21 protein-coding genes and 1 pseudogene are annotated in these 22168 nt (G+C 74.4%); 5 read left to right on the top strand and 17 right to left on the bottom strand.

Annotation, left to right across the window (positions count from 1 at the left end):
* Positions 1-109 precede the first annotated feature (109 nt).
* The 7 genes from LX83_RS11285 to LX83_RS11255 all read right to left on the bottom strand — a co-directional run bounded on the left by LX83_RS11285 (position 110) and on the right by LX83_RS11255 (position 9622).
* Positions 110-1189 carry an amidohydrolase family protein gene (locus LX83_RS11285; RefSeq protein WP_253770085.1) on the bottom strand — a complete coding sequence of 360 codons (1080 nt, stop codon included), beginning with the start codon at positions 1187-1189 and terminating at the stop codon, positions 110-112.
* Between the two features lie 10 nt (positions 1190-1199).
* On the bottom strand, positions 1200-2759 hold the full coding sequence (gene ffh, locus LX83_RS11280) for a signal recognition particle protein (protein ID WP_253770083.1): 1560 nt from the start codon (positions 2757-2759) through the stop codon (positions 1200-1202).
* Between the two features lie 87 nt (positions 2760-2846).
* Positions 2847-3605 carry an AAA family ATPase gene (locus LX83_RS11275; protein ID WP_308203950.1) on the bottom strand — a complete coding sequence of 253 codons (759 nt, stop codon included), beginning with the start codon at positions 3603-3605 and terminating at the stop codon, positions 2847-2849.
* A gap of 522 nt (positions 3606-4127) precedes the next feature.
* Positions 4128-6629: a [protein-PII] uridylyltransferase gene (locus tag LX83_RS11270; RefSeq protein ID WP_407649522.1), complete on the bottom strand. Its 2502-nt coding sequence runs from the start codon at positions 6627-6629 to the stop codon at positions 4128-4130.
* A 127-nt stretch (positions 6630-6756) separates the two neighbouring features.
* Complete coding sequence (locus LX83_RS11265) at positions 6757-7095, bottom strand: P-II family nitrogen regulator (RefSeq protein WP_253770081.1); 339 nt, start codon at positions 7093-7095, stop codon at positions 6757-6759.
* Positions 7092-8420: an ammonium transporter gene (locus LX83_RS11260; protein ID WP_253770079.1), complete on the bottom strand. Its 1329-nt coding sequence runs from the start codon at positions 8418-8420 to the stop codon at positions 7092-7094. The genes LX83_RS11265 and LX83_RS11260 overlap by 4 nt, the downstream gene beginning before the upstream one ends.
* Before the next feature lie 269 nt (positions 8421-8689).
* Positions 8690-9622, bottom strand: a complete 933-nt coding sequence (locus tag LX83_RS11255; protein WP_253770077.1) for a zinc-binding dehydrogenase — start codon at positions 9620-9622, stop codon at positions 8690-8692.
* A 203-nt stretch (positions 9623-9825) separates the two neighbouring features.
* Between LX83_RS11255 and LX83_RS11250 the strand changes: the two genes are divergently transcribed.
* A complete protein-coding gene (locus LX83_RS11250; protein WP_253770075.1) occupies positions 9826-10551 on the top strand; it encodes a TetR family transcriptional regulator in 726 nt (241 codons plus the stop codon).
* A gap of 618 nt (positions 10552-11169) precedes the next feature.
* On the opposite strand, the pseudogene alc reads toward LX83_RS11250, so the two are convergent.
* From alc to LX83_RS11235, 3 genes and pseudogenes are all read right to left on the bottom strand, one after another.
* A pseudogene (gene alc / locus LX83_RS11245) lies at positions 11170-12201 on the bottom strand (allantoicase); the annotation flags it as partial.
* Positions 12198-13577 carry an allantoinase AllB gene (gene allB, locus LX83_RS11240; RefSeq protein WP_253770073.1) on the bottom strand — a complete coding sequence of 460 codons (1380 nt, stop codon included), beginning with the start codon at positions 13575-13577 and terminating at the stop codon, positions 12198-12200. The pseudogene alc and the gene allB, both read right to left, overlap by 4 nt.
* A 112-nt stretch (positions 13578-13689) precedes the next feature.
* Positions 13690-14811 (bottom strand): glycerate kinase, encoded by a 1122-nt coding sequence (locus tag LX83_RS11235; protein ID WP_253770071.1) that lies wholly within the window; start codon positions 14809-14811, stop codon positions 13690-13692.
* Positions 14812-15113: 302 nt separating this feature from the next.
* Here LX83_RS11235 and uraD point away from each other — a divergent pair, with 302 nt between their 5' ends.
* The 3 genes from uraD to pucL are packed head-to-tail and all read left to right on the top strand — an operon-like array spanning position 15114 to position 16946.
* A complete protein-coding gene (gene uraD, locus LX83_RS11230; RefSeq protein WP_253770069.1) occupies positions 15114-15659 on the top strand; it encodes a 2-oxo-4-hydroxy-4-carboxy-5-ureidoimidazoline decarboxylase in 546 nt (181 codons plus the stop codon).
* Complete coding sequence (gene uraH / locus LX83_RS11225; RefSeq protein ID WP_253770067.1) at positions 15656-16003, top strand: hydroxyisourate hydrolase; 348 nt, start codon at positions 15656-15658, stop codon at positions 16001-16003. Before uraD ends, uraH begins: the two co-directional genes overlap by 4 nt.
* Before the next feature lie 7 nt (positions 16004-16010).
* Entirely contained in the window at positions 16011-16946 is a 936-nt protein-coding gene (pucL, locus tag LX83_RS11220; protein WP_253770065.1) for a factor-independent urate hydroxylase, read from the top strand.
* Between the two features lie 157 nt (positions 16947-17103).
* On the opposite strand, the gene LX83_RS11215 is transcribed toward pucL, so the two are convergent.
* The 6 genes from LX83_RS11215 to LX83_RS11190 all read right to left on the bottom strand — a co-directional run bounded on the left by LX83_RS11215 (position 17104) and on the right by LX83_RS11190 (position 20988).
* A complete protein-coding gene (locus tag LX83_RS11215) occupies positions 17104-17448 on the bottom strand; it encodes a hypothetical protein (protein WP_253770063.1) in 345 nt (114 codons plus the stop codon).
* Positions 17435-17827, bottom strand: coding sequence for a PRC-barrel domain-containing protein (locus LX83_RS11210; RefSeq protein WP_253770193.1), 393 nt, complete (start codon positions 17825-17827; stop codon positions 17435-17437). The genes LX83_RS11215 and LX83_RS11210 overlap by 14 nt, the downstream gene beginning before the upstream one ends.
* Positions 17827-19056, bottom strand: a complete 1230-nt coding sequence (locus LX83_RS11205; protein ID WP_253770060.1) for an NRAMP family divalent metal transporter — start codon at positions 19054-19056, stop codon at positions 17827-17829. Before LX83_RS11205 ends, LX83_RS11210 begins: the two co-directional genes overlap by 1 nt.
* The gene (locus LX83_RS11200; RefSeq protein ID WP_253770058.1) at positions 19053-19487 is read right to left on the bottom strand and encodes a hypothetical protein; all 435 of its coding nucleotides are present in this window, start codon (positions 19485-19487) and stop codon (positions 19053-19055) included. The genes LX83_RS11205 and LX83_RS11200 overlap by 4 nt, the downstream gene beginning before the upstream one ends.
* 113 nt (positions 19488-19600) lie before the next feature.
* A complete protein-coding gene (locus LX83_RS11195) occupies positions 19601-20287 on the bottom strand; it encodes an HAD family hydrolase (RefSeq protein ID WP_253770191.1) in 687 nt (228 codons plus the stop codon).
* A gap of 71 nt (positions 20288-20358) precedes the next feature.
* Positions 20359-20988 carry a LysE family transporter gene (locus LX83_RS11190; protein ID WP_253770056.1) on the bottom strand — a complete coding sequence of 210 codons (630 nt, stop codon included), beginning with the start codon at positions 20986-20988 and terminating at the stop codon, positions 20359-20361.
* A 190-nt stretch (positions 20989-21178) separates the two neighbouring features.
* On the opposite strand from LX83_RS11190, the gene cutA reads away from it, so the two are divergent.
* Complete coding sequence (gene cutA, locus LX83_RS11185; protein WP_253770054.1) at positions 21179-21502, top strand: divalent-cation tolerance protein CutA; 324 nt, start codon at positions 21179-21181, stop codon at positions 21500-21502.
* A 93-nt stretch (positions 21503-21595) separates the two neighbouring features.
* On the opposite strand, the gene LX83_RS11180 is transcribed toward cutA, so the two are convergent.
* Positions 21596-22099, bottom strand: a complete 504-nt coding sequence (locus LX83_RS11180) for a regulatory protein RecX (protein WP_253770189.1) — start codon at positions 22097-22099, stop codon at positions 21596-21598.
* Positions 22100-22168 lie beyond the last annotated feature (69 nt).

The raw sequence follows: 22168 nt of genomic DNA, 5'->3' as shown, positions 1-22168 counted from the left end.
GCGCGTTGGCCACGACGAGTGCACGCCGCATCACTGCGGGTTCCCGCGCGCGGGCCCGCCCGGGCCGGTCGCGGCCAGGGCGGTGCGGCGGTTGAGCGGCCGGGGCGCGCTACGACCTGGGGATGATCCGGCCGCGCAGCATGATCAACTCGGGTGCGTTGAGGATAGCGAGGTCGGTGCGCGGGTCCGCCGCGTACACCACCACGTCGGCGGGGGCGCCGTCGCGCAGCCCCGGGTAGCCGAGCCAGTCGCGGGCGGCCCAGGAGGCGGCGCCGATGGCCTGCTCGGTGCTCATGCCCACCCGGTGCAGCGCGGCCACCTCGTCGGGCAGCCGGCCGTGGGCGACGCCACCGCCCGCGTCGGTGCCCGCGTAGACCGGCACGCCGGCCTCGATGGCCGCGCCGATCCGGGCCGGCGCCTGCTCGTAGAGCGCGCGCATGTGCGCGGCGTACGTGGGATACCTGGTGGCCGCGGCCACGAAGGACGGGAAGTTCTCGATGTTGATCAGGGTGGGCACCAGCGCGGTGCCGGCCGCGGCCATGGCGTTGATGGTGTCGTCGGTCAGGCCGGTGCCGTGCTCGATGCAGTCGATGCCCGCGGCGAGCAGCCCGGGGATGGCGTCCTCGCCGAACACGTGCGCGGTGACCCTGGCGTTGTTCTCGTGGGCCACGGCGATGGCCTTGGCCAGCACCTCGTCCGGCCACAGCGGCGCCAGGTCGCCGACGGACCGGTCGATCCAGTCGCCGACGAGCTTGACCCAGCCGTCGCCGTTGGCGGCCTGTTCGGCCACGGCCTGCGGCAGCAGCTCCGGGTCGTCCAGCTCGACGCCCAGGTGCGGCAGGTACCGCTTGGGGCGGGTCAGGTGCTGGCCGGCCCGGATGATCCGGGGCAGGTCCAGGCGCTCCTGCAGGGGCCGGTTGTCGATGGGCACGCCGCAGTCGCGGATCAGCAGCGTGCCCGCGTCGCGGTCGGTCCGCGCCTGCACGGCCGCCTCGTCGAGGTCGACCGGGCCGTTCGGGCCGATGCCGAGGTGGCAGTGCGCGTCGACCAGGCCGGGGACCAGGAAGCCCCCGTCGACCACGGTCTGCGCGCCGGGCACCGGCTCGGTGCGGATCCGCCCGTTGACCACCCACAGGTCGCGCGGGGCCTGCTCGGGCAGGACGACCCCACGCAGGTGCATTCCGGTCATGGCTGGCGGGTCACTTCTTCTTGCCGAACTTCAGCTTGGACGGGTCGAACCCGGGGGGCAGCTGGTCCAGCCCGGCCAGGCCGGGCGGGAGTTCGTTCAGGCCGGGCGGCATGCCGGACAGGTCGGGCAGGCCACCGGGCATGCCGGCGGGCAGCCCGGGGAAGCCGCCGCGCACCTTGGGCGGGGTGGGGCCGCGCCCCTTGCTGCCCTTCTTGCCCTTCTTGCCCTTGCGGCTCTTGCTGCCCCCGCGGCCCGCGCCTGGCAGCCCGAACCGGCCGGCCATCTGCGACATCATCTTGCGGGCCTCGAAGAACCGGTTGACCAGGTCGTTGACCTCACTGACCTGCACGCCGGAGCCCTTGGCGATGCGCAGCCGCCGGGAGGCGTTGATCATCTTGGGGTCGGCCCGCTCGGCCGGGGTCATGCCTCGGATGATCGCCTGCAGCCGGTCCAGGTGCTTCTCGTCGACCTGGGCCATGGCCTCCTTCATCTGGCCGGCGCCCGGCAGCATGCCCAGCAGGTTGGCGATCGGGCCCATCTTGCGGATGGCCAGCATCTGTTCGAGGAAGTCCTCCAGGGTGAGCTGGCCCGAGCCGATCTTCTGCGCGGCCTGCTCGGCCTGCTCGGCGTCGAAGGCCTGCTCGGCCTGCTCGATCAGGGTGAGCACGTCGCCCATGCCCAGGATCCGGCTGGCCATCCGGTCGGGGTGGAAGACGTCGAAGTCCTCCAGCTTCTCCCCGTTGGAGGCGAACATGATCGGTTGGCCGGTGACCTGGCGCACGCTCAGCGCGGCACCACCGCGGGCGTCACCGTCGAGCTTGGTCAGCACCACGCCGGTGAAGCCGACGCCGTCGCGGAACGCCTCGGCCGTGGTGACCGCGTCCTGGCCGATCATCGCGTCGACCACGAACAGCACCTCGTCGGGCTGCACGGCCTGCCGGATGTCCGCGGCCTGGCGCATCATCTCCTCGTCGATGCCCAGCCGGCCGGCGGTGTCCACCACGACCACGTCGTGCTGGGCGCGCCTGGCCTCGTCGATGCCGCGCCTGGCCACGTCGACCGGGTCGCCGACGCCGTTGCCCGGCTCGGGCGCGAACACCGCGACGCCGGCCCGCTGGCCGACCACCTGCAGCTGGGTCACCGCGTTGGGGCGCTGCAGGTCGCAGGCGACCAGCAGGGGCGCGTGCCCCTGGCCGCGCAGCCACTTGGCCAGCTTGCCGGCCAGCGTGGTCTTACCGGCACCCTGCAGACCGGCCAGCATGATCACGGTGGGCGGGTTCTTGGCCAGGTTCAGCCGCCTGGTCTCGCCGCCGAGGATGCCGATCAGCTCCTCGTTGACGATCTTCACGACCTGTTGGGCCGGGTTGAGCGCCTGGGAGACCTCGGCGCCCTTGGCTCGCTGCTTGACGCCCGCGATGAAGGCCCTGACCACGGGCAGGGCGACGTCGGCCTCCAGCAACGCGATCCGGATCTCGCGGCAGGTCGCGTCGATGTCGGCGTCGGAGAGCCGGCCCTTGCCCCGCAGGTTCTGCAGAACCGAGGTGAGCCGGTCGGAAAGGGTGTCGAACACGGTGCCGCCAGACCTCGCATGTCGTTGGTGGAACAACGGCCGCGCGGGTGGACTGCGCGGCCACACCTGACGAGGGTAGCCGGACATTCAGCGGAAGGTGACCGACAGCCTGACACCGGCGGCCGTGGCCGCGCGGTCGAGCAGGCGGAACCCGGTCCAGCCGCGGGGTGGCCGGCCGGCAAGGCACCGCTCGCGCACGGCCCGCGCCCGCCGGACGTGCCGGAGGAACGCGCCGGGGCGGATCAGCCGGCCCCGGTCGCGCTGCCCGGCCAGCGCCTCGGCCGGACTGGCGTGCAGCCACAGCAGGTGCCGGGACCGGCCGGTGAGCAGGCCCACCGCGACCAGCGCGCCCCTGGTGGTGGACCGGGTGGACGGCTCGTGCACCACCAGCAGGCCGGGCGCGGTCAGGGCGTGGCCCAGGATGCGCGCCCGGTGGGCCAGGTGCACCAGCGGCCGGTACCAGCGGTAGGGCACCCACGCCGGCAGGGCCGCGCGCAGCACGGTGCGCACCTGGTCGGAGTCGAGGACGGTGGCCGGGGCGCCGGCCACGTGCAGCCGGGCGAGCAGGGTGCTCTTGCCCGCGCCAGGTAACCCGGCCAGCACCACGAGCGAGCGCGGCTGGACCGGGATGGTGAGCGGCTCGGGCTGCCCGCCGCGCGTCTCCTGGCCAACCCGCCTGGCCGGCTGGCCGTCGGGGCTGGTCGCGCCGGCGTCGGGGCCGGTCACCGGGCTGGCGGAGCCGGTCACCGGGGTGGCGGGGCCGGTGTCGCGGCCGGCCGCGTCGGCGGCGCCGGTGTCGTGGCCGGCCGGGCCAGTGCTGGGCGGCGAATACCTGGGCGGGTCCATATCCCCACCACCGTACGTGATCTTCCGGGCGTTTCGGGCGGTCGCACTGGGAAAACCCGGGGTGAGCGCGGTCCTGGCCGGCTGGCCGATGCGCCGCCTGAGGCGGCCCAACCCCTCACTGGGCCGCCCCGGACAGCTCGCGCGGTAACAAGGCCCCCGTCACCTCGGCCCCACACCGCCCGGCCCCCAGTGCCCCGGCGGCCCCCTGGCCGTGGTCCCACTGCCTTGTTACGGGTGCAAGCCTGCCGGGTGACGAGGTGAACGTGGAGCGTGAACACCCCCCATGTGACGTGCGTAGTGCTACCCATGCCCGGGTGCGCCAGTGCGGGCCCGGCACTCACCCACCTGGACGCAGTGCCCGGCTTGTCACCCACATGGCCCTGCGTGAACGTGCAACTCGCGGGGTTTGCAAAGTCAGCTCGCGCTGTCGGAGGTGTCAACTCGCGGGGTTTGCAAAGTCGACTCGCGGGAGGGGACGGGTGACCGGCCGGGCTGGGGGAGGGGCCAGCCCGGCCGGAACACTCACGTGGCCGCGAGCACGACCGCCTGTTCGATCCGACCACGCAGGTCGGCGTCCAGGCCGCCGCTTCCCGGCCGGGCGGCGACGGCACCGGCCGCCGGTGCGGGAGCCGCGCTCCCGTCGCCCGGCACGGTGTCGTTGTCGCCGCCTCCATCCTTACCTGTCGAGCCCTCCGTGGCCAGACAGAACGAGTCGATCGCGGTGGCACCGAGGGTGGCCACCCTGGCCCAGCGGATCGACACCCCGCACCCCTCCAGGGCCGCGGCGGCCCGGTGCAGCAGGCCGATCCGGTCGGCGGCGCGCAGTTCCAGCACGACCGCGCCGGTGGCCTCGTCGTCGAACCAGCGGACCCGGACCGGCGGGGGCTCCACCGCGGACCGCGCGTAGTCGCGCTCCTTCTCGGCCAGCTTCTCGGCCAGCGGCAGGCTGCCCTCCAGGGCCCGCACCAGCTGTTCCCGCAGCAGCGCCAGGTCGGGCAGGGACCCGAAGCGCGGCGACACCTGGAACACGTCCACCGCCGCGCCCGCGACCGTGCGCAGGGTGGCCGAGTGCACCTCCAGGGAGTTCAGCGCGAGCACCCCGGCCGCCCTGGACAGCAGACCGGGCCGGTCCGGGGCCAGCACGGTGATGGTGGCCAGGTGCCCGTCCGCGCTCATCAGCACGTCCGGCCGGCCGGTCCGCACGGCCGCGGCGGCCAGCGCGCGCGACTCGGCGTCCAGCGGCTCGGGCTCGGGCAGCGTGTCGCCGGCCAGCACGGCGCGGCAGCGCCGCACCAGGTCGGCGACGAGCGCGGCCTTCCAGTCCGTCCACACCCCGGGCCCGGTGGCCAGCGCGTCCGCCTCGGTGAGCGCGTGCAGCAGCTCCAGCAGCACGGCGTCGCCGCCGATGGTGTCCACCACCCGGCGCACCGTGGCCTCGTCGGCCACGTCCCGGCGGGTCGCGGTGTGGATGAGCAGCAGGTGGTGGCGGACCAGCGCGGTCACCGCGGCCACGTCCGAGGGCCACAGCCCGATCCTGGTGGCCACCTGGGTGGCCAGGGCCGCGCCGACCTCGGAGTGGTCGGCCTGGCGGCCCTTGCCCAGGTCGTGCAGGAGCGCGCCGAGCAGCAGCAGGTCCGGCCGGGACACGGTGGTGGTGAGCCGGGCGGCGTGCGCGGTGGTCTGCACCAGGTGGCGGTCCACGGTCCAGGTGTGCGCGGCGTTGCGCGGCGGCAGGTCCCGCACCGCGCCCCACTCCGGGAACAGCCGCCCCCACAGCCCGGTGCGGTCCAGTGCCTCGACCACGTCCACCAGCCCGGTTCCCGTGCCGAGCAGGGCGAACAGCTCGTCACGGGCCTCGCGCGGCCACGGCCCGCGCAGTTCGGGCGCGAAGTCGGCCAGCCGGGACAGGGTGCCGGCGGCGATGGGGTGCCGGCCGCGGGCCGCGGCGGTGGCCACCCGCAGCAGCAGCGCCGGGTCCTTGGTGGGTGAGGCGTCCCTGGCCAGTGCCACCTCGGTGCCGTGCAGCACCACGCCCTCGTCCAGGGGTCGGCGGACCGGTCCCCGGCGCAGCGCGCCGAACACGCCGAGGCCGCGCCTGGCGGTGGCCGCCCGCGCCGCGCGCAGGGCCACGTCCAGCGCGTAGCTGATCGTGCGGGCTGCCGAGGACACCGCCCTGGCCAGCGAGAACCTGTCGATCAGCCCGAGAGCGGCGGCGACCTCGTCGCCGTCCTGGGCGCGCAGCACGTCCCGGGGGCGGCGGGTGGACCGGCGCAGCTCGGTGCGCACGTCGAGCAGCAGCCGCCTGGCCTCCAGCACCTCGGTGGTGGGCCGGTCGGCGAGTTGGGCGGCGGCCAGCGCGTCGAGCAGGTGGGCGTCGCGCAGGCCACCCCGGCCGTGTTTGAGGTCGGGCTCGGCGCGGTGGGCGATCTCACCGCTGCGCGCCCAGCGACGCTGGCTGGACTCCAGCAGTTCGTCCAGCCGGGTGCGGGCGCGGGCGCGCCACTCCTGCCTGGCCCGGTCGGCCAGCCGCTGGCTCACCTCGGCGTCGCCGGCCAGGTGCCTGGCGTCGAGCAGGCCCATGGCGGTGCGCAGATCACCAGCGGCCACCCGCAGCGCCTGCCCGACCGTGCGGACCGAGTGGTCCAGGCCGATGCCCGAGTTCCACAGCGGGTACCACAGCTTGTCCGCGATCGTCTCGATGTCGTCGCCGCCGGCACCGCCGCCCCGCGGGTTGCCGTCGTGGACCAGGGCGAGGTCCAGGTCGGCGAAAGGCACCAGTTCCCGCCGGCCGAGGCCGCCGACCGCGATCAGGGCGATGCCCGATCCGGTGACACCGGCCTCGGCCGCGTGCGCGGTCAGCCAGAACTCGTGCAGGTCGACCAGGGCGTCCCGCAGCGCGCCCGCCGCCAGCCTCGGGCGGCCCGGTGCGAGCAGGCTGTCGCGTGCCCGCACCAGGTCGTTCGCGTCCCTGGCGTCCCCGGCGTTCCTGGCGTCCCCGGTGTCGAAAGCGCTCGGCCCGGTCACGGCGTTGCCCGCCTCCCCGCCCCGTCGGCTCGTCCGCCCACGGCTCGTCCGCCCACGGCTCGTCCGCCCACGGCTCGCCCGGCCACAGCTTGCCCGCTCACAGCTTGCGCGGTCACGTCTTCCCTGGTCACAGGGCGTCTGTGCCGCGTTCCCCGGTGCGCACCCGGACCACGGTGTCCACCGGTGTGACCCAGACCTTGCCGTCGCCGATCTTGCCGGTGCGGGCCGCCTCGACCAGCGCCTCGACCACCTTCTCGGTGGCGCTGTCGTCGATGAGCACCTCCACGCGCAGCTTGGGCACGAAGTCCACGGCGTACTCGGCGCCCCGGTAGACCTCGGTGTGGCCCTTCTGGCGGCCGTAGCCCTGCACCTCGCTGACGGTCATGCCGTGCACGCCGAGCTGCTCAAGGCCGGCCTTGACGTCATCCAGGGTGAACGGCTTGATGATCGCGGTGACCAGCTTCACTGGTTGCTCCCCTCGAGGACGGGGGCCTTGCCCCCGGTGTGGACGGTGCCCGAGCCGCGCAGGCCGCCGCCGAACCCGCCGAAGTCGTAGCCGCGCTCGGCGTGCTCGGCCTCGTCGATGCCGCCGGTCTCGGCCTCGGCGGAGGCCCGGAAGCCGACGGTCTTCTGCACGATCCAGCCCAGCGCCAGGCTGAGCACGAAGGAGTACACCAGCACCGACAGCGCGCCCACCACCTGTCGCCACAGCTGGTCCACGCCACCGCCGTAGAACAGGCCGTTCACCCCGGCCGGCGCGGCGTCGCTGGCGAAGAAGCCGATCAGCACGGTGCCGGCCAGGCCGCCGACCAGGTGCACGCCGACCACGTCGAGCGAGTCGTCGTAGCCCAGCTTGTACTTCAGGCTGATCGCCAGGGCGCACAGCGCGCCGGTGATCGCGCCGATCAGGATCGCGCCGACCGGGGTGACCGACGAGCAGGCCGGGGTGATCGCGACCAGGCCGGCGACCACGCCGGAGGCCGCGCCCAGGGTGGTGGCGTGGCCGTCGCGGACGCGCTCGACCAGCAGCCAGGCCAGCATGGCCGCGCTGGTGGCGACCAGGGTGTTGACGAAGGTGACCCCGGCGGTGGTGCCGGCGGTCAGCGCCGAGCCGGCGTTGAACCCGAACCAGCCGAACCACAGCAGCCCGGCGCCCAGCGTCACCAGCGGCAGGTTGTGCGGCTTCATCGGCTCCTTGGGCCAGCCGATCCGCTTGCCCAGCACCAGGACCAGGGCCAGGCCGGCGGCGCCGGCGTTGATGTGCACCGCGGTGCCGCCGGCGAAGTCGATGGCCTTGAGCTGGTTGGCGATCCAGCCGCCGACCGTGCTGCCGTCACCGGCGTCGAAGGCGAACACCCAGTGGGCGACCGGGAAGTACACGACGGTCGCCCACAGTCCGGCGAACAGCAGCCACGGCCCGAACCGGGCGCGGTCGGCGATCGCGCCGGAGATCAGCGCGACGGTGATGATGGCGAACATCGCCTGGAACGCCACGAACACCGTGCTGGGGATGGTTCCGGCCAGCGAGTCCGCGCCGAGCAGGCCGTTGAGGCCGAGGAACTCGAACGGCGCGCCGAGCAGGCCGCCACCCACGTCGTTGCCGAAGGCCATGGAGTACCCGTAGAGCACCCACAGCACACCGACCAGGCCCAGTGCCCCCATGCTCATCATCAGCATGTTGAGCACGCTCTTGCTGCGGACCATGCCCCCGTAGAAGAAGGCCAGCCCCGGTGTCATCAGAAGCACCAGGGCGGCGCTGGTCAGCATCCACGCCGTGTCCCCTGCGTTCACGTCGACCTCCAGTGCGCTTCGGTTGCCCGGGAGCATCGGCAGGCCCTGTTTCACGAGGTCTCGTCTCAGGTTTCCGTGGCGTGAACTGTCCAGCCGGCGGCGTTACGGGCGTGTTTCCCCCGCCACCCGATCGCGCTAACAACGCAGTCCATCACCGTGCGTGACCGCTGGCCTGGAATCCCGCTGCGCAGAGAAGCGCGGTGGGGACGCGGGCGAACCGGGGCGGCGCCGACCACCTCGGCCGCGTTCCCCACCGCGCGCCGGCCGGTTCAGGCCGGCAACTCCAGCACGGCCTTGCCGTGCAGCCGGCGCTCCAGCAGCGCCCGGGTGGCCTCGACGGCCTGGTCCCAGCTGCCGCGCCAGGTGATCTGCGGGTCCAGCCGTCCCCCGGCGACCTCGCGCGCGAGCCAGCCGAGGTCCCGGTCCAGCCCCACCGTGTCATCCAGCAGGTAGTAGGTGGTCAGCGACTTGTCGTGCCGGCCGTCCGTGGCGAGCAGCGCCCCGAACTCGAACACCTCGGGCTCACCGGTGGTGTGGCCGATGTTGACCAGGGTGCCGCCGCCCTCCAGCACGGCGAACGCCTTGACCAGCACCGGGCCGCCGACCATGTCCAGCACGCCGAACACCCGCTCGGTCAGCTCCTCCGGGTCGCGCACGACCTCGTGCGCGCCGAGCGCGCGCAGGCCGTCGGCGTGGTCGGGGTTGGTGGCCGTGGCGACGACGTGCGCGCCGCCGCGCGCGGCGAGCTGCACGGCGTACCGGCCGGCCCCGCCGGTGGCGCCGGTGACCAGCACCCGCCGGCCGATGACCGGGCCGAGTCGCCGCAGGGCGCGCAGCGCGGTCCCGGCGGCCACCGGGAGCGTGCTGATCGCACCGAGGTCGGCGGTGGCCGGCACCGCGCTGAGCATGGTGGTGTCCACGGCCCGCAGCTCCGCCCAGGCCCCGCCGTCGGCGAGGGTGACCACGGGCGTGCCCACCGCCGGCCCGGAGCCGTCGGCGGCGGCCTGGACCACCACGCCAGCCGCGTCCCAGCCCAGCACGGTGCCGTCGGGCGCGTTCTCCAGCCCGAACTTCACCTCGCCGTAGTTCAGCGAGATCGCCCGCACCCGCACCAGGGCCTGGTTGGGCGCGGGGGTCGGGTCGGCGGCCTCGCCGAGGACGAGGTTCCCGGGTGCCGCGTGGTCGACGACCAAGGCTCGCACAGCTGTTCCTCCACAGATCGGTTCGCCGGCCGGTGGGTTCTTCGGCCGGTGGTTCTCCAGCCGGCGGTTCTCCCGCCGGTGGTGCTCCGGCCGGCCGTGACCGGACAGCCGGATGCTGCCACTCAGTGGCACAAGTTATCAAGTGGCACTTGCCCCTCGGGAGCGTAAGCGTCTGAGGCGCGTCCCGGCGTTACACTCGCCGCATGTCCACCTCCGCGGGTTCCCCGGCCGACACCGTCAACCGGGGCGATCTGGCACCGGTCCCGGGCGTGCCGCGGGGCGGCGACCTCCCGCTGCGGGAGCGCAAGAAGCTGCGCACCCGGCGCGCGCTGGCCGACGCGGCGCTGCGCCTGTTCACCGAGCGGGGATTCGAGGCGACCACGCTGGACCAGGTGGTGGGCGCGGTGGAGGTGTCCAAGCGCACGTTCTTCCGCAACTTCAGCTGCAAGGAAGAAGCCGTGCTGACCGGGGAGACGGAACTCTGGGGCGAGTTCGTCACCGCGCTGGCCGACCGCGACCTGTGCGGCATGCTGCTCACCGCGGTAGGCGACACCCTGCTGGACACGGTGCGCTCGATCGTCGAGATCAGCGGGGACGACCAGTGGTGGGACCGCTACCTGCGGGAGCGCCGGCTGCTCGCGGACACGCCCACCCTGCGCGCCTACGGGATGGTGTTCTGCGCGAACGTCCAGCGCGAGATCGTCAGTCAGGTGGGCGCGCGGCTGGGCCTGGGGCCAGCCGGCGACCTGCGGCTGCGCCTGCTGGTCGACCAGGTGGTCGTGGCCTGGCGGTGCGCCACCGAGGACTGGATCACCGCGGGCGGCGCGGACGGCGCCGAGGGCGTGCACGCCCGGTTGGCGCAGGCACTGGCGGCACTACCGACCAGCCTCGCGCTGACGGCCGCGGAGTGTACCGCCGGAGTGCCCTGACCAGCCCAAATACCCCCATTCGTGGTACGGGTTGTGCACAGGCTCCGCAGTTGTCCACAGCCGCTCGCGCCGCCCTGGTTTTCCGGGCTGCCGCCGATAGGCTGGTGCAGGGCTCGCCCCCCGAGGTGGGTGGGGGGTGTACACCCGGGGCCGGTCGAGCGCACAGCGGAGCATGCCGGGTAGCGGAGCGTGGCGGGTAGCGGAGCGTGCCGGGTCAGGGCGGGAGCGGGTTGGCTCGGCGCGCCGCACCTGGCCTGCCGGACCTGTCGAGTCCACTGTGGATAGTCCGGCTCGACGCGGTCCGGCTCGTGCTGGTGTCCGCGGTTGGCGGAGCCGGTGGTTGGCGGAGTCGGTGGTTGGCGAAGTCTGTGGCTGGCGGCGTCGGTGGCCGGTGGTCCGGCCGAGCGTCCCCGGAGGGCGAACCGGGTCGGCTCAGCCCGGGTTCCGCCCCGGTGGGTTCCGGTCCAGCGCCCGGCCGAGCAGCGGGGCCAGTTCGGCGGGCAGGTCGGCCCGGTCCCCCAGGGGGCGGGCGGCGACCAGGTCGGCCGCGCGCCCGGCCGGGACGCCGCACCCGGCGGCCAGCACCGCCGTGGCCTGGGCCGCCGGCAGGTGGTTGAACCAGCGGCGCACCAGTTCGGCCTGGCCGGCCCGGGTGAGGTCGCCGAACAGCCGCAGCCTGGCCATGCCGCCGTCGGGGTGGATGTCCAGTCGCACCTGGGTCACCGGCCGGTCGCCGGCCAACCGGAACCGGTGCCGGGTGTCGGGTTGCAGCCGGGTGCGGGGCAGCAGGTCGAACCACTCCTCCTCCGCCGCCGCGTCCGCGCCGACCGGCGCGGCGCACCCGCGAAGTGCCGCCCAGCCGGGGGCGTTGCCGATGAAGTGGCTGGTGTCCAGCTCCGCCAGCCGCGGCACGCCCGGCGCGGCCAGGCGCACGCTCACCCAGTCGTTGCCGCCGTCGCGGCGGCGCGCGGTCTCCCAGCCCTCCCCCATCACCCGGGCCGGTCCGGGGGCCAGCAGGTTGGTCGGGGAGGAGTAGAACATGTCGCTGCACGCGGTGACCCGGCCGCCGGTCTCCAGCGCGGCCAGGTCCACCGGACCGGGCAGCAGCAGGTCGCGGGGGTCGGCGATGGGCTCGCCGAACACCCGCAGCCTGGCCACCCCACCATCGGGGTAGATGGTCAACCGCAGGTGCGTGTAGCGGCGGTCGCTGGTGGCCGGGTAGTGGTTGCGGTGGTCGCCCACGGTCGGTGACTTCGGCACCACCGGCTCCCAGTCCGCCTCGGCCAGCTCCTCCGGGCTCGGGTAGCCCTCCACCCCGCAGCCCGCCACGGACACGAACGGCGGGTGGTTGCCGGTGAAGAACGCGGTGTCCACCACCACGCCGCGCACCCGGCCGGGCAGGCCGAGCCGGACCACCGCGTGGTCCTGGCCGGGACCGCGGCGCCGGCGGGTCTCCCAGCCGTCGTAGACCTGCCCCCGGTGGCCGAAGGTGTGCGGCCGGTGCTCGGGCTCGGCCGGCACGATCAGGTTCTCCCGGTCGGCGAACAGCTCGTCACTGGCCCACACCGCGCTGCCGCCCACGGCGCGGGAGGCCAGGTCGGGCAGCCCGGTCCACGCGGGCGGGTCGGCGTGCTCGGTGCTGCCGGTCATCGCTCCTCCTCCACCTGGTGCCCTCGGCTGAGCAGACGGCCGCGCGGGACGTCACCGGTCACCTCGCGGCCGCGCAGCCACGTCTGGCGCACCACGCCGGTCAGCGTCCGGCCGTGGTACGGGGTCACCGGGTGGCGGTGGTGCAGCCGGGCCGCGTCCACCACGAACGCCGCGTCCGGGGCGAACACGCAGAAGTCCGCGTCGTGGCCGACCGCGATGCGGCCCTTGCCGGTCACGCCCGCGATCGCGGCCGGCCGGTCGGCCAGCCAGCGGACCACGTCGGTCAGGGCGAAACCGCGCCGCCGCGCCTGCGTCCACACCGAGGGCAGCCCCAGTTGCAGGCTGGCCACCCCGCCCCAGGCGAGGTCGAAGTCACCGACGTCCAGCCGCTTGAGTTCGGCCGGGCACGGGGAGTGGTCGCTGGCCACGTAGTCGATCACGCCGTCGGCCAGGCCCCGCCACAGCCGCTCCCGGTTGGCCGCCTCCCGGATCGGCGGGCAGCACTTGAACTGGGTCGCCCCGTCCGGGATCTCCTCGGCGGCGAAGCTCAGGTAGTGCGGGCAGGTCTCCACGCTCACCCGCACCCCGTCGCGGCGGGCCGCCGCGAGCATCGGCAGGGCGTCGGCGCTGGACAGGTGCAGGATGTGCACGCGGGCCCCGGTCCGGGCCGCGGCGGCGAGCACCGCGGCGATGGCGGTGTGCTCGGCCAGTGCTGGGCGGGAGGCCAGGAAGCGCGCGTAGCTGGCGGCCTGGCCGCCGGTGGCGGGGCCGGGCGCGGCCCGCGCGACGAGGTGCGCGTCCTCGGCGTGCACGATGGCCAACGCGTCCAGGTCGGCCAGCACCCGCAGGCCCGCGACCAGGTCGGCCGGGGAGACCGGCGGGAACTCGGCCACCCCGGAGTGCAGCAGGAAGCACTTGAACCCGAACACGCCGGCCGCGTGCAGGGCCGGCAGCTCACCGCGGTTGCCCGGCACCAGCCCGCCCCACAGGCCCACGTCCACGTGCACCCGGCCGGTGGCGGCGGCGCGCTTGGCGGCCAGGCCGGCCCGGTCGACCGTGGGCGGCACGCTGTTCAGCGGCATGTCGATGACGGTGGTGACGCCGCCGGCCGCGGCCGCGCGCGTGGCCGAGGGAAAGCCCTCCCACTCGGCCCGGCCGGGGTCGTTGACGTGCACGTGCGCGTCGACCAGGCCGGGCAGCAGCACCTCGTCGTCGGCCAGCTCGACCACCCGGTCGGCCGGCCAGGCCGTGGCCTCGACTCCGGTCAGCGGCTCGACAGCGGCGACGCGGCCGTGGCGGACCCCGACCCGGCACGGTGTCTCGCCCTCGGGGGTGATCACCCGACGGGCCCGGAACACCAGGTCGAACGCGGCCACGGGAACTCCTCCCGGTGTCCGCTGAGTTCACCTGTTCCGCGAATGCCAGCGAAACACCGTTCAGTTGTCGTGCTGTGACGCTAGCGAATCACCCGGGGACGCGAAACACGTGTCACAGCCAGTCCCGCGCCAGCCGGCCGGCCAGCCGCTCCAGCAGCGCGTCGGCCTCGGCCATGCACCGCGCCGGGTCGGGTTCGAGGTCGGTGAGCGCGTAGGCCGCGCGGATGTCGGCCGCGGCCAGGGCGTCGGCGTCCAGCAGGCACCGCCCGGCAACCGCCACCACGGGCACGCCGGCCGCCCTGGCGGCCTCGGCCACCCCGGCCGGTGCCTTGCCGCGCAGGGTCTGCTCGTCCAGGGAGCCCTCGCCGGTGACCACGAGCCGCGCCTCGCGCAGCGCCTCGGCGAACCCGGCCAGCTCCAGCAGCATGTCGATGCCGGGTCGGCGGCGGGCGCCGAGCACGGCCAGCGCGGCGAACCCGATACCGCCGGCCGCGCCCGCGCCCGGCGCCCCGGCCAGGTCCCGGCCGGTGGTGGCGGCCACGGCCGAGGCCCACCGGCTCAGCCCGGCCGCCAGGATGGCGACCTCGGCCGGGCCGGCGCCCTTCTGCGGCGCGTAGACCTCGGCGGCGCCGTGCTCGCCCAGCAGCGGGTTGTCCACGTCGCTGGCCAGCACCAGGTCCACCTCGGCCAGCCTGGGGTCCAGTCCGCTCAGGTCCACCTCGGCGAGGTCGCGCAGGGCGGCCCCGCCCGGGGCCAGCTCGGCTCCGGTGGCGTCGGTCAGCCGGCCGCCCAGCGCGCGCACCAGGCCGGCGCCCCCGTCGGTGCAGGCGCTGCCGCCCACCCCGAGCACTAGCCGGCGGCAGCCGGCGTCCAGCGCGGCGCGCAGCAGCTCACCCGTGCCGGTGCTGGTGGCGCTGAGCGGGGCGAGCCGGCCGCCGGGCAGCGCGCTCAGCCCGGACGCGGCGGCCACCTCCACCACCGCGGTGTCACCCGACACGGCGAAGCCGGCGGCGATCGGCTCCCCGGTGGGGCCGGTGACCGTGCGGGTGATCCGCTGGTAGCCGGCGGCCACGGCCGCGTCGACCGTGCCGTCGCCGCCGTCGGCCACCGGCAGGCACCGCACCGGCACCTCGGGACGGACCGCGGCCAGCCCCCTGGCCAGCGCGGACGCCGCCTGCGCCGCGGTGAGCGAGCCCTTGAACTTGTCCGGGGCCAGCAGCACGTGCGCGGGCATCGCACCTCCACGGTCGGGGGACCCCTGATGGCCGCCCGACCGCACGGGAAACCCGGGGCTCACCTGGTGTCAACGTCAGCGGCAGCCTACTTCGCCCCCCGATCGGACCAGTGCTGTTGGCCCGGTGCGGGCGTCTTCCGCGCTGCCCGGTGGTGCCCGGGCCACACTTGTTGACAGTGTCCGGGACCACTCGTAACGTCCGAGAAATTGGAATTTCTGTTCCGATGGGGAGAGAGGTCGGTGATGTTCCCGGTCGCCGTCCCGGTCCGGCCGCGAACGTCATCCGACGGACAGGACACGGCATGCCGGAGCGCCCGCCCACCACTGGCCTGGCCTGGTTCAACTCCGCTCCGCCGGCGGAACTGTCCCCGCTGCTCACCGCGTGCCTGGCCGTGCCGAGCTGGGTGACCGCGCTGCTGGCCGGCCGCCCGTACTCCACTGTGGACGCACTGCTGGCCGCGGCGGACCGGGCCGCGCGGTCGCTGACCGCGGCGGAGATCCGCGCCGCCCTGGCCGGCCATCCCCGGCTGGGCGAGCCGCCCGCCTCGGCTGGGGCCTCGGCGCGCTGGGCCCGGGCCGAGCAGGCCGGGGTGCCCGGGCGCGACCCCGACCTGGCCGAACGGCTGCGGCTGGCGAACCTGCGCTACGAGGAGCGGTTCGGCCACGTCTACCTGGTGTCCGCCAGCGGGCGCGGCGGTGAGGAGCTGCTGGCCGACCTGTGGCGGCGGCTCGACAACGACCCGCGCACCGAGCTGCGCGTGGTCAACCGGGAGCTGCGCGCGATCGCGGCACTGCGGCTGCGGCGCGTGTTGGCCGAGGACGCCGGGCCGGGGCGGGTGACCGGGTGAGCGAGCCGGCCAGCGCGGTGACCACCCACGTGCTCGACGCGGCCCGGGGCCGGCCAGCCGCCGGTGTGCCCGTGGTGTTGCAGGCCCGGACCGGCACCGGCTGGCGGGTGCTGGCCGAGGCGCGCACCGACGCGGACGGGCGGGTTCGCCAGCTCGGTCCGGCCCGGCTGGCCGCCGGGGTGTACCGGCTGGTGTTCGACACCGACGCCTACTTCACGGCCACCGCCACCACCGGCTTCTACCCGGAGGTCAGCGTGACCTTCCGGATCGGTGACCCGGGAGGTCACCACCACGTGCCGGTGCTGCTCAGCCCGTTCGCCTTCTCCACCTACCGAGGGAGCTGACCGATCCGTGCTGACCTCTCCCGATCCCGTCCCCACCGAACTCACCGCGCCTGGCGCCATCCGGCTGGGCGCCAACCAGTACGGCAAGGCCGAGGTCCGGCTGGTGACGGTCAGCCGGGAGCCCGACGCCCACCACCTGCGCGACCTCACGATCAGCACGGCACTGCGCGGCGATTTGGCCGACACCCACCTGACCGGTGACAACACCAAGGTGCTGACCACGGACACGCAGAAGAACACGGTGTACGCGCTGGCCGGGCAGCAGCCGGTGGGCGAGATCGAGGAGTTCGCGCTGCGGCTGGGCCGGCACTTCGTGGCCACCCAGGCAGCCATCGACCAGGCCCGCGTCCTCGTCGACGAGCACCACTGGCGGCGCGTGGCCGTGGCCGGCCAGCCGCACCCGCACGCGTTCGCGCGGGGTGGTGGGGAAACGCGGACCACGGCGGTGACCGTGGCCGCCGGCCAGGCGTGGGTGGTGTCCGGGCTGCGGGACCTGGTGCTGCTCAAGACGGCCGGCTCGGAGTTCCACGGCTTCCCCAGGGACCGGTACACCACGCTGCCCGAGACCACCGACCGCGTGCTGGCCACCTCGGTGACCGCGCGCTGGCGCTACCAGCACCTGGACGTGGCCTGGCGGGCGGCGTTCGAGGAGGTCCGCGCCTGCCTGGTGGGTGTGTTCGCCGACCAGCACAGCCGGTCGCTGCAGCAGACCCTGTACGCGATGGGCGAGGCCGTGCTGGCCGCCCGGCCCGACGTGGGGGAGATCCGGCTGTCCCTGCCCAACCGCCACCACGTCCCGGTGGACCTGACCCCGTTCGGGCTGACCAACGACAACGAGGTGTTCGTCGCGACGGACCGGCCCTACGGCCTGATCGAGGGCGAGGTGCGGCGCGAGGGCGCCAGCGACCCCGGGCTGGCCTGGCACACCCTGCCGGCGTTCTGACCGGACGCCCCGGTTCCGCCCCCGGTTCCGCCCCCCTTTCCGGCACCCAGGTTTCCGGCACCCGGCAGCCGGGCACGGTCGGCGGGCACGGTCAGTCGGGGCCACCCGTCGGGGCCCACCCGCCGGGCCGCTCAGTCGGGCCGGTCAGTCGGGCCGCTCAGTCTGGCCAGGCCACGTCGAGCAGGTAGGGCAGTTCGGTCCAGGCCACGCCCAGTCGTGCCGGCCCCGGCCCGTCCGGCAGGGTGAGGGTGTCGTGCGGGGCGAAGCGCGACCACCGGTGGAGGCGTTTGACCAGCCAGCGCAGCAGGGCCGGGCCGTGTTCGTGGTAGCGCTGGTAGTCCAGCAGCCGCAGGTGGCCCCTGGCGATGACGAAGCCGTCCACCACCATGATCACCTGGGTGCCTGGACTCTGCTCCGGGGTGGCACGCACCTCCACGATCCGGCCGACCCGCCGGCCCTCGGGGTCGACCACCGGCCGGTCCAGCACCTCACTCGCGCGCACGGCCGGCTCCCGGGACGCGGCTGATCACGCGTTCGCGCAGCCACCGCTCGCTGGGGCTGCGCACCGCGTCGGCCACCTCGGCGGGCACGCGCACGGCCGGGCCGATGGCGGTGACCCTGCTCAGCGGGATGCCCCGGGGCTGGTCGCTGCCGTGCAGGCGGCGGGTCAGCCAGCCGACCAACCGGCCCACCCGGCCACCGAGGCGACCGGCCAGCGCCCGGCCACCGAGCAGCAGCTCGGTGACCTCCCACCGGCCATCGGCCCGGCGGACCAGCTCCAGGTCGTCGACCTTGCCCACGCCCCGACCGTCGTCGTCCTCGATCTGCCGGTCGAGCAGCTCGCTGACCAGGTCTACCGTGCGCTGGCCCTGCCACCACATCACGCACCCGCTCCCGTCGCGATCATCAGCGGAATGGCGGCGGCCGCGGCCAGGACCACGACCACCAGGGTGAGCAGGCCGAGCGTGTTGCTGATCCGGCCGTTGACGTGCTCACCGAGGTAGTCGGTGTCGTTAGCGACGATCAGCACCGGCAGGTAGGTCAGCGGCAACGCCACCGCCGAGAACACCAGGGAGTACTCGGTGAGCGCCACCGGGTCGACGCCGGTCTGCACCACCAGTGCGCCCGCCAGCAGGCTCAGCGCCACCGCGAGGTGGAACCGCGCCGCACCGGCCGGCCGGACCCGCTTGCCCCACTCCCAGCCGAAGAACTGCGCCACCGCGTACCCGGCGGACAGCCCGGTCTCCAGGGCCGCGCCGACCGTGGTCGCCGCGAACCCGAACAACCCGATCACCAGGCCCACCCCACCGAGGGACAACGCCACCGGCAGCAGCACCTGGCTGATGTTGTCCACCTGGACGCCGGCCGGCAGCAGCACGGCGGCGGTGGCCGCGGCGATGCCCAGCCCGAGCAGCCCACCCAGCGGGAAGCCGACGAAGCTGTTCATCTTCACCACGGCCAGGTCCGCCCGGGACCACTTCTCCTCGACCCCACCCGAGGAGAAGAAGAACACCTCGTAGGGGGTCATGGCGGAGCCGAACAGCGCGATCGCGTGGTACAGGTAGGTCGGCAGCGGCTCCCCCTCGGGCGGGGTCACCCGCACCACCTGGCTGCCCAGCGTGCCCCAGTCCGGGTCCAGGCAGAACACGGCCACCACGAACACGGCCACGGCCAGTCCGGCGAACCCGAGGGTCTGCTCCATGGTCTGGAACCGCACCCGCCACACCACCAGCCACAGGCCCACTCCGACCAGCAGCACCCAGACCAGGTGGTCCACGCCGGTGGCCAGTTCGATCACCAGCGCCACTCCGCCGATCTCGGCGGCCAGGGTGAGCAGGGTGATCAGCAGCGAGCCCACCAGGTTGGCCAGTGCCGCCTTGGCCCCGAGCCGTTCCCGGACCAGGTCGTACACGGGCCGACCGGACACCGCCACGATCCGGCCGGACATGTGCGCGTAGGTGGCGATGCCGATCACCCCGAGCACGATCACCCAGGTGAGGCTCATCCCGTAGCGGGCGCCGACCAGCCCGTTCTCCACGATGTCACCGATGTCGACGAACCCGCCGACCGCGGAGAGCACGCCCAGCGTCAGGCCCAGCCACTTCTTCATCGGCTGACACCCAGCGCGTCCAGTTGGCCGGCCAGCGCACCGAGGGTGTGCTCGACCTGGTCGACGCCGCTGGTGTCGCGGTGCTGGATCGCCCCACGCAGCTGGCCGACCGCGGCGCGGGCCCGGCCGATCACGGCCAGCAGCTCGGCGCGGCGGGCCGTGCCGGCCGGCAGGTCGCGGGCCTGCCGCTCGGCGTCGGCGAGGCCCTCGCCGGCCTCGGTGACGGCCACGTCCAGCGGGGTGGTGATCCCGTCGACCCGGCGGTCGGCGCGCACCACCAGTTGCAGGGTGCGCACCTGGGACCACACGTCCTGGCCGACGGTGTCGACCTGCTGTTCCGGCGCGGCGCAGCCGGTCAGCGCGGTCAACACGGCCAGCAGCGCCAGCGCTGCCCAGCCGCTGGCTCCGGCTTCCCGCGTCGCCCAGCCCACGCGCCCCCGTGTACCGCTTCCCACCCGGGTCAAACCTGGGTCGGGCCAGGCGGGTGGCCCGGCTGGCGGACCGGTCGAGGTGCTGGTGGGCGGCCAGCGGGCGGGTTACCCGCTCAGAAGTGTTCGCGCAGCTCGGGGAACGCCCGCAGGTGCAGCACCCGCTGGTCGGTGGGGTCGAGTTCGCCGTGTTCCAGCACCCAGGTGCTCTCGTTCGGGATGAACACCGCGTTCATCCCGGCCTGGCGTGCCGGCAGGATGTCCGACTTCGGCGAGTTGCCGATCATCCAGGTCTGCTCCAGCGACAGCGACCGCTCCTCGGCGAGCTGGCGGTAGGTGTCCACGCCCTTCTCGGCCACGATGTGCACGCCGCGGAAGTGGTGCACGAGGTTGGACGCGTCCAGCTTGCGCTGCTGCTCCTCGGCGTCGCCCTTGGTGAGCAGCAGCAGTTCGTGCCGGCCGCCCAACTCGTCCAGCGTCTCGGCGACCCCGGGGATCAACTCCACCTCGTGGTTGAGCAGCGCGCTGGCCAGCGTGGCGATGTGCTCCCGCTCCGCCTCGGTGACCGGCCGCTCCCGCAGCCGCGCCACGCACTCGCCCAGACTGCGCAGAAAGACCTTGCTGCCGTAGCCGTGCGCCGCCGAGTTGGCCCGCTCGATGTCGTCCAGGATCGCCCGCAGCTCGGCCCGGTCCAGGGTGGGGTGGTCCAGCCAGTCCAGGAAGTCCTCGATGACCCGTTCGAACAGGTAGTTGTTCTCCCACAGCGTGTCGTCGGCGTCGAAGATGAGCACCTGACCAGCCAGCCTCGGCACAGCGCCTCCCCCATGATGGTGACCCGTTGGCGCCGGGCAGCGTACAAGCGCGGTCGTGCCACTCACACGCGAATAACCAGGCTCACGGCCAGCCCGGTGACCAGCAGGCTGGCCGCCACCGCGGTCGCCAGCCGTCCCTTCGGCCCGGTCAGCACCGCGCCGAGTAGGGCACCCCCACCGGCCAGCAGCACCTGCCAACTGGCTGAGGCGGCCGTGGCCGCGCACACGAACACCACGCCGTCGCCCGCGCTGTCGACCACCGTGTGCTGACCGCCCACGACCAGCGCGGCGAAGTACCCGACCGTGGCGGGGTTGAGCAGGGTGATCCCGAACAGGCTGGCGTAGGCGCGTGCCCCGCTCAGCGCTGTCCCGGCACGGCTGGCCCCGGTTTCGCCCCGCCGGTACCGGCCGATCGCGGTGGCAGCGCCCCACCCGGCCATCCCCACCAGCACCGCGGCCGACACCCAGCGCAGGGGCACCGCGACCGGTGCGACCCAGTCGGCCAGTGCCGCTCCACCGGCGACCGCGACCAGGGCGTAGCACCCGTCGGCACTGGCCACGCCGAGCGCGGCGCACAAGCCGGTGCGCAGCGAGGTGCGCGCGGTCAACGCCACCAGGTAGGCACCCACCGCGCCCACCGGCAGGGCGATGCCGTACCCGGCCAGCAGCCCCGCCACCAGCGCCGTGGTCACCGCGCCGCCCGGTTCGTCCTCTCCGCGCGGGCGGACCGCTGCCGCTGACGAGCTGACCCGGCGGTCGCGACGGTCGTCGGCAGCGGGGTGGAACCGGTGGCGGTCATCACCACAGCGTGCTGGCGGGCCCCGCCAGCGGCAACCGGTTTTCCCGCCTCGGGGACCGCACCGGGATCGCTACCCTGCGGGCATGGCAGCCGAACACGTGATCGTTTCCTCCACCACGGACAGCGAGGCGGCCGCACGCACCCTGGCCGGCGCGGTCGTCGAGGCCCGGCTGGGCGCGTGCGCCCAGATCGTCGGCCCGATCACCAGCGTGTACCGCTGGGCGGGCGAGGTGCGGGTCGACCAGGAGTGGCGCGTGGAGATCAAGACCGCCGCCGACCGCGTGGCCGCCCTGACCGAGCACATCAGGGCCAACCACGGCTACGACGTCCCGGAGGTCATCGTCACCCCGATCACCGGCGGCAACCCCGACTACCTGGCCTGGCTCACCACCGAAACCCGCGACTAGGCCGCGACACCCGTTCCGGCCACCCGAACGGCGCTGCGCGGCCGGGCGGCTTACGGGGTGCGAACGGTCTGCTCGCGGCGGCGGGTGCCTCGGTCAGTCCCAGGTGGCCTGGTCCAGTTCGTCGGCCTGCTCGCCGGCCAGGCGCAGTTCGTCGCGCACCACCCGGTAGGCCAGGCCCTCGCCGTACCCCTTGCGGGCCAGGGTGCCCACCAGGCGGCGAATCTTGGTGGCCTCGTCCGCCGCGCCCATGGCGCGCAGGCGCTTGCGCACCAACTGCCGAGCCCGGTGTTCCTCGGCTTCCTCGTCCACGGCGGCCACGGCCTCGGCCACCAGTTCGTCGTCCACCCCCTTGCGGTGCAGCTCCGCCGCCAGCGCCCGCCGGCCCAGGCCCTGGTAGGTGTGCCTGGAGCGCACCCACACCTCGGCGAAGGCGGCGTCGTCGATCAGGCCGACCTCGTCCAGCCTGGCCAGCACCTGGTCGGCCACGTCCGCGCTGATGCCCTTGCGCAGCAGCGCCTGGTGCAGTTGCGCCCGGGTGCGCGGCCGGGCGGTGAGCAGGTTCAGGCAGATCTCCTTGGCCCTGGCCGCCTCGTCCACCGGCCTGGCGCGGCCGGCGCCGTCCTGACCGGCCGGCCCGGTGGTGGCGGCGGAACGGGTGTTCCGGCC

The sequence above is a fragment of the Goodfellowiella coeruleoviolacea genome (genome assembly GCF_024171785.1).
Classification (GTDB): domain Bacteria; phylum Actinomycetota; class Actinomycetes; order Mycobacteriales; family Pseudonocardiaceae; genus Goodfellowiella; species Goodfellowiella coeruleoviolacea.
This window is presented reverse-complemented; position numbering and strand designations above follow the sequence as displayed.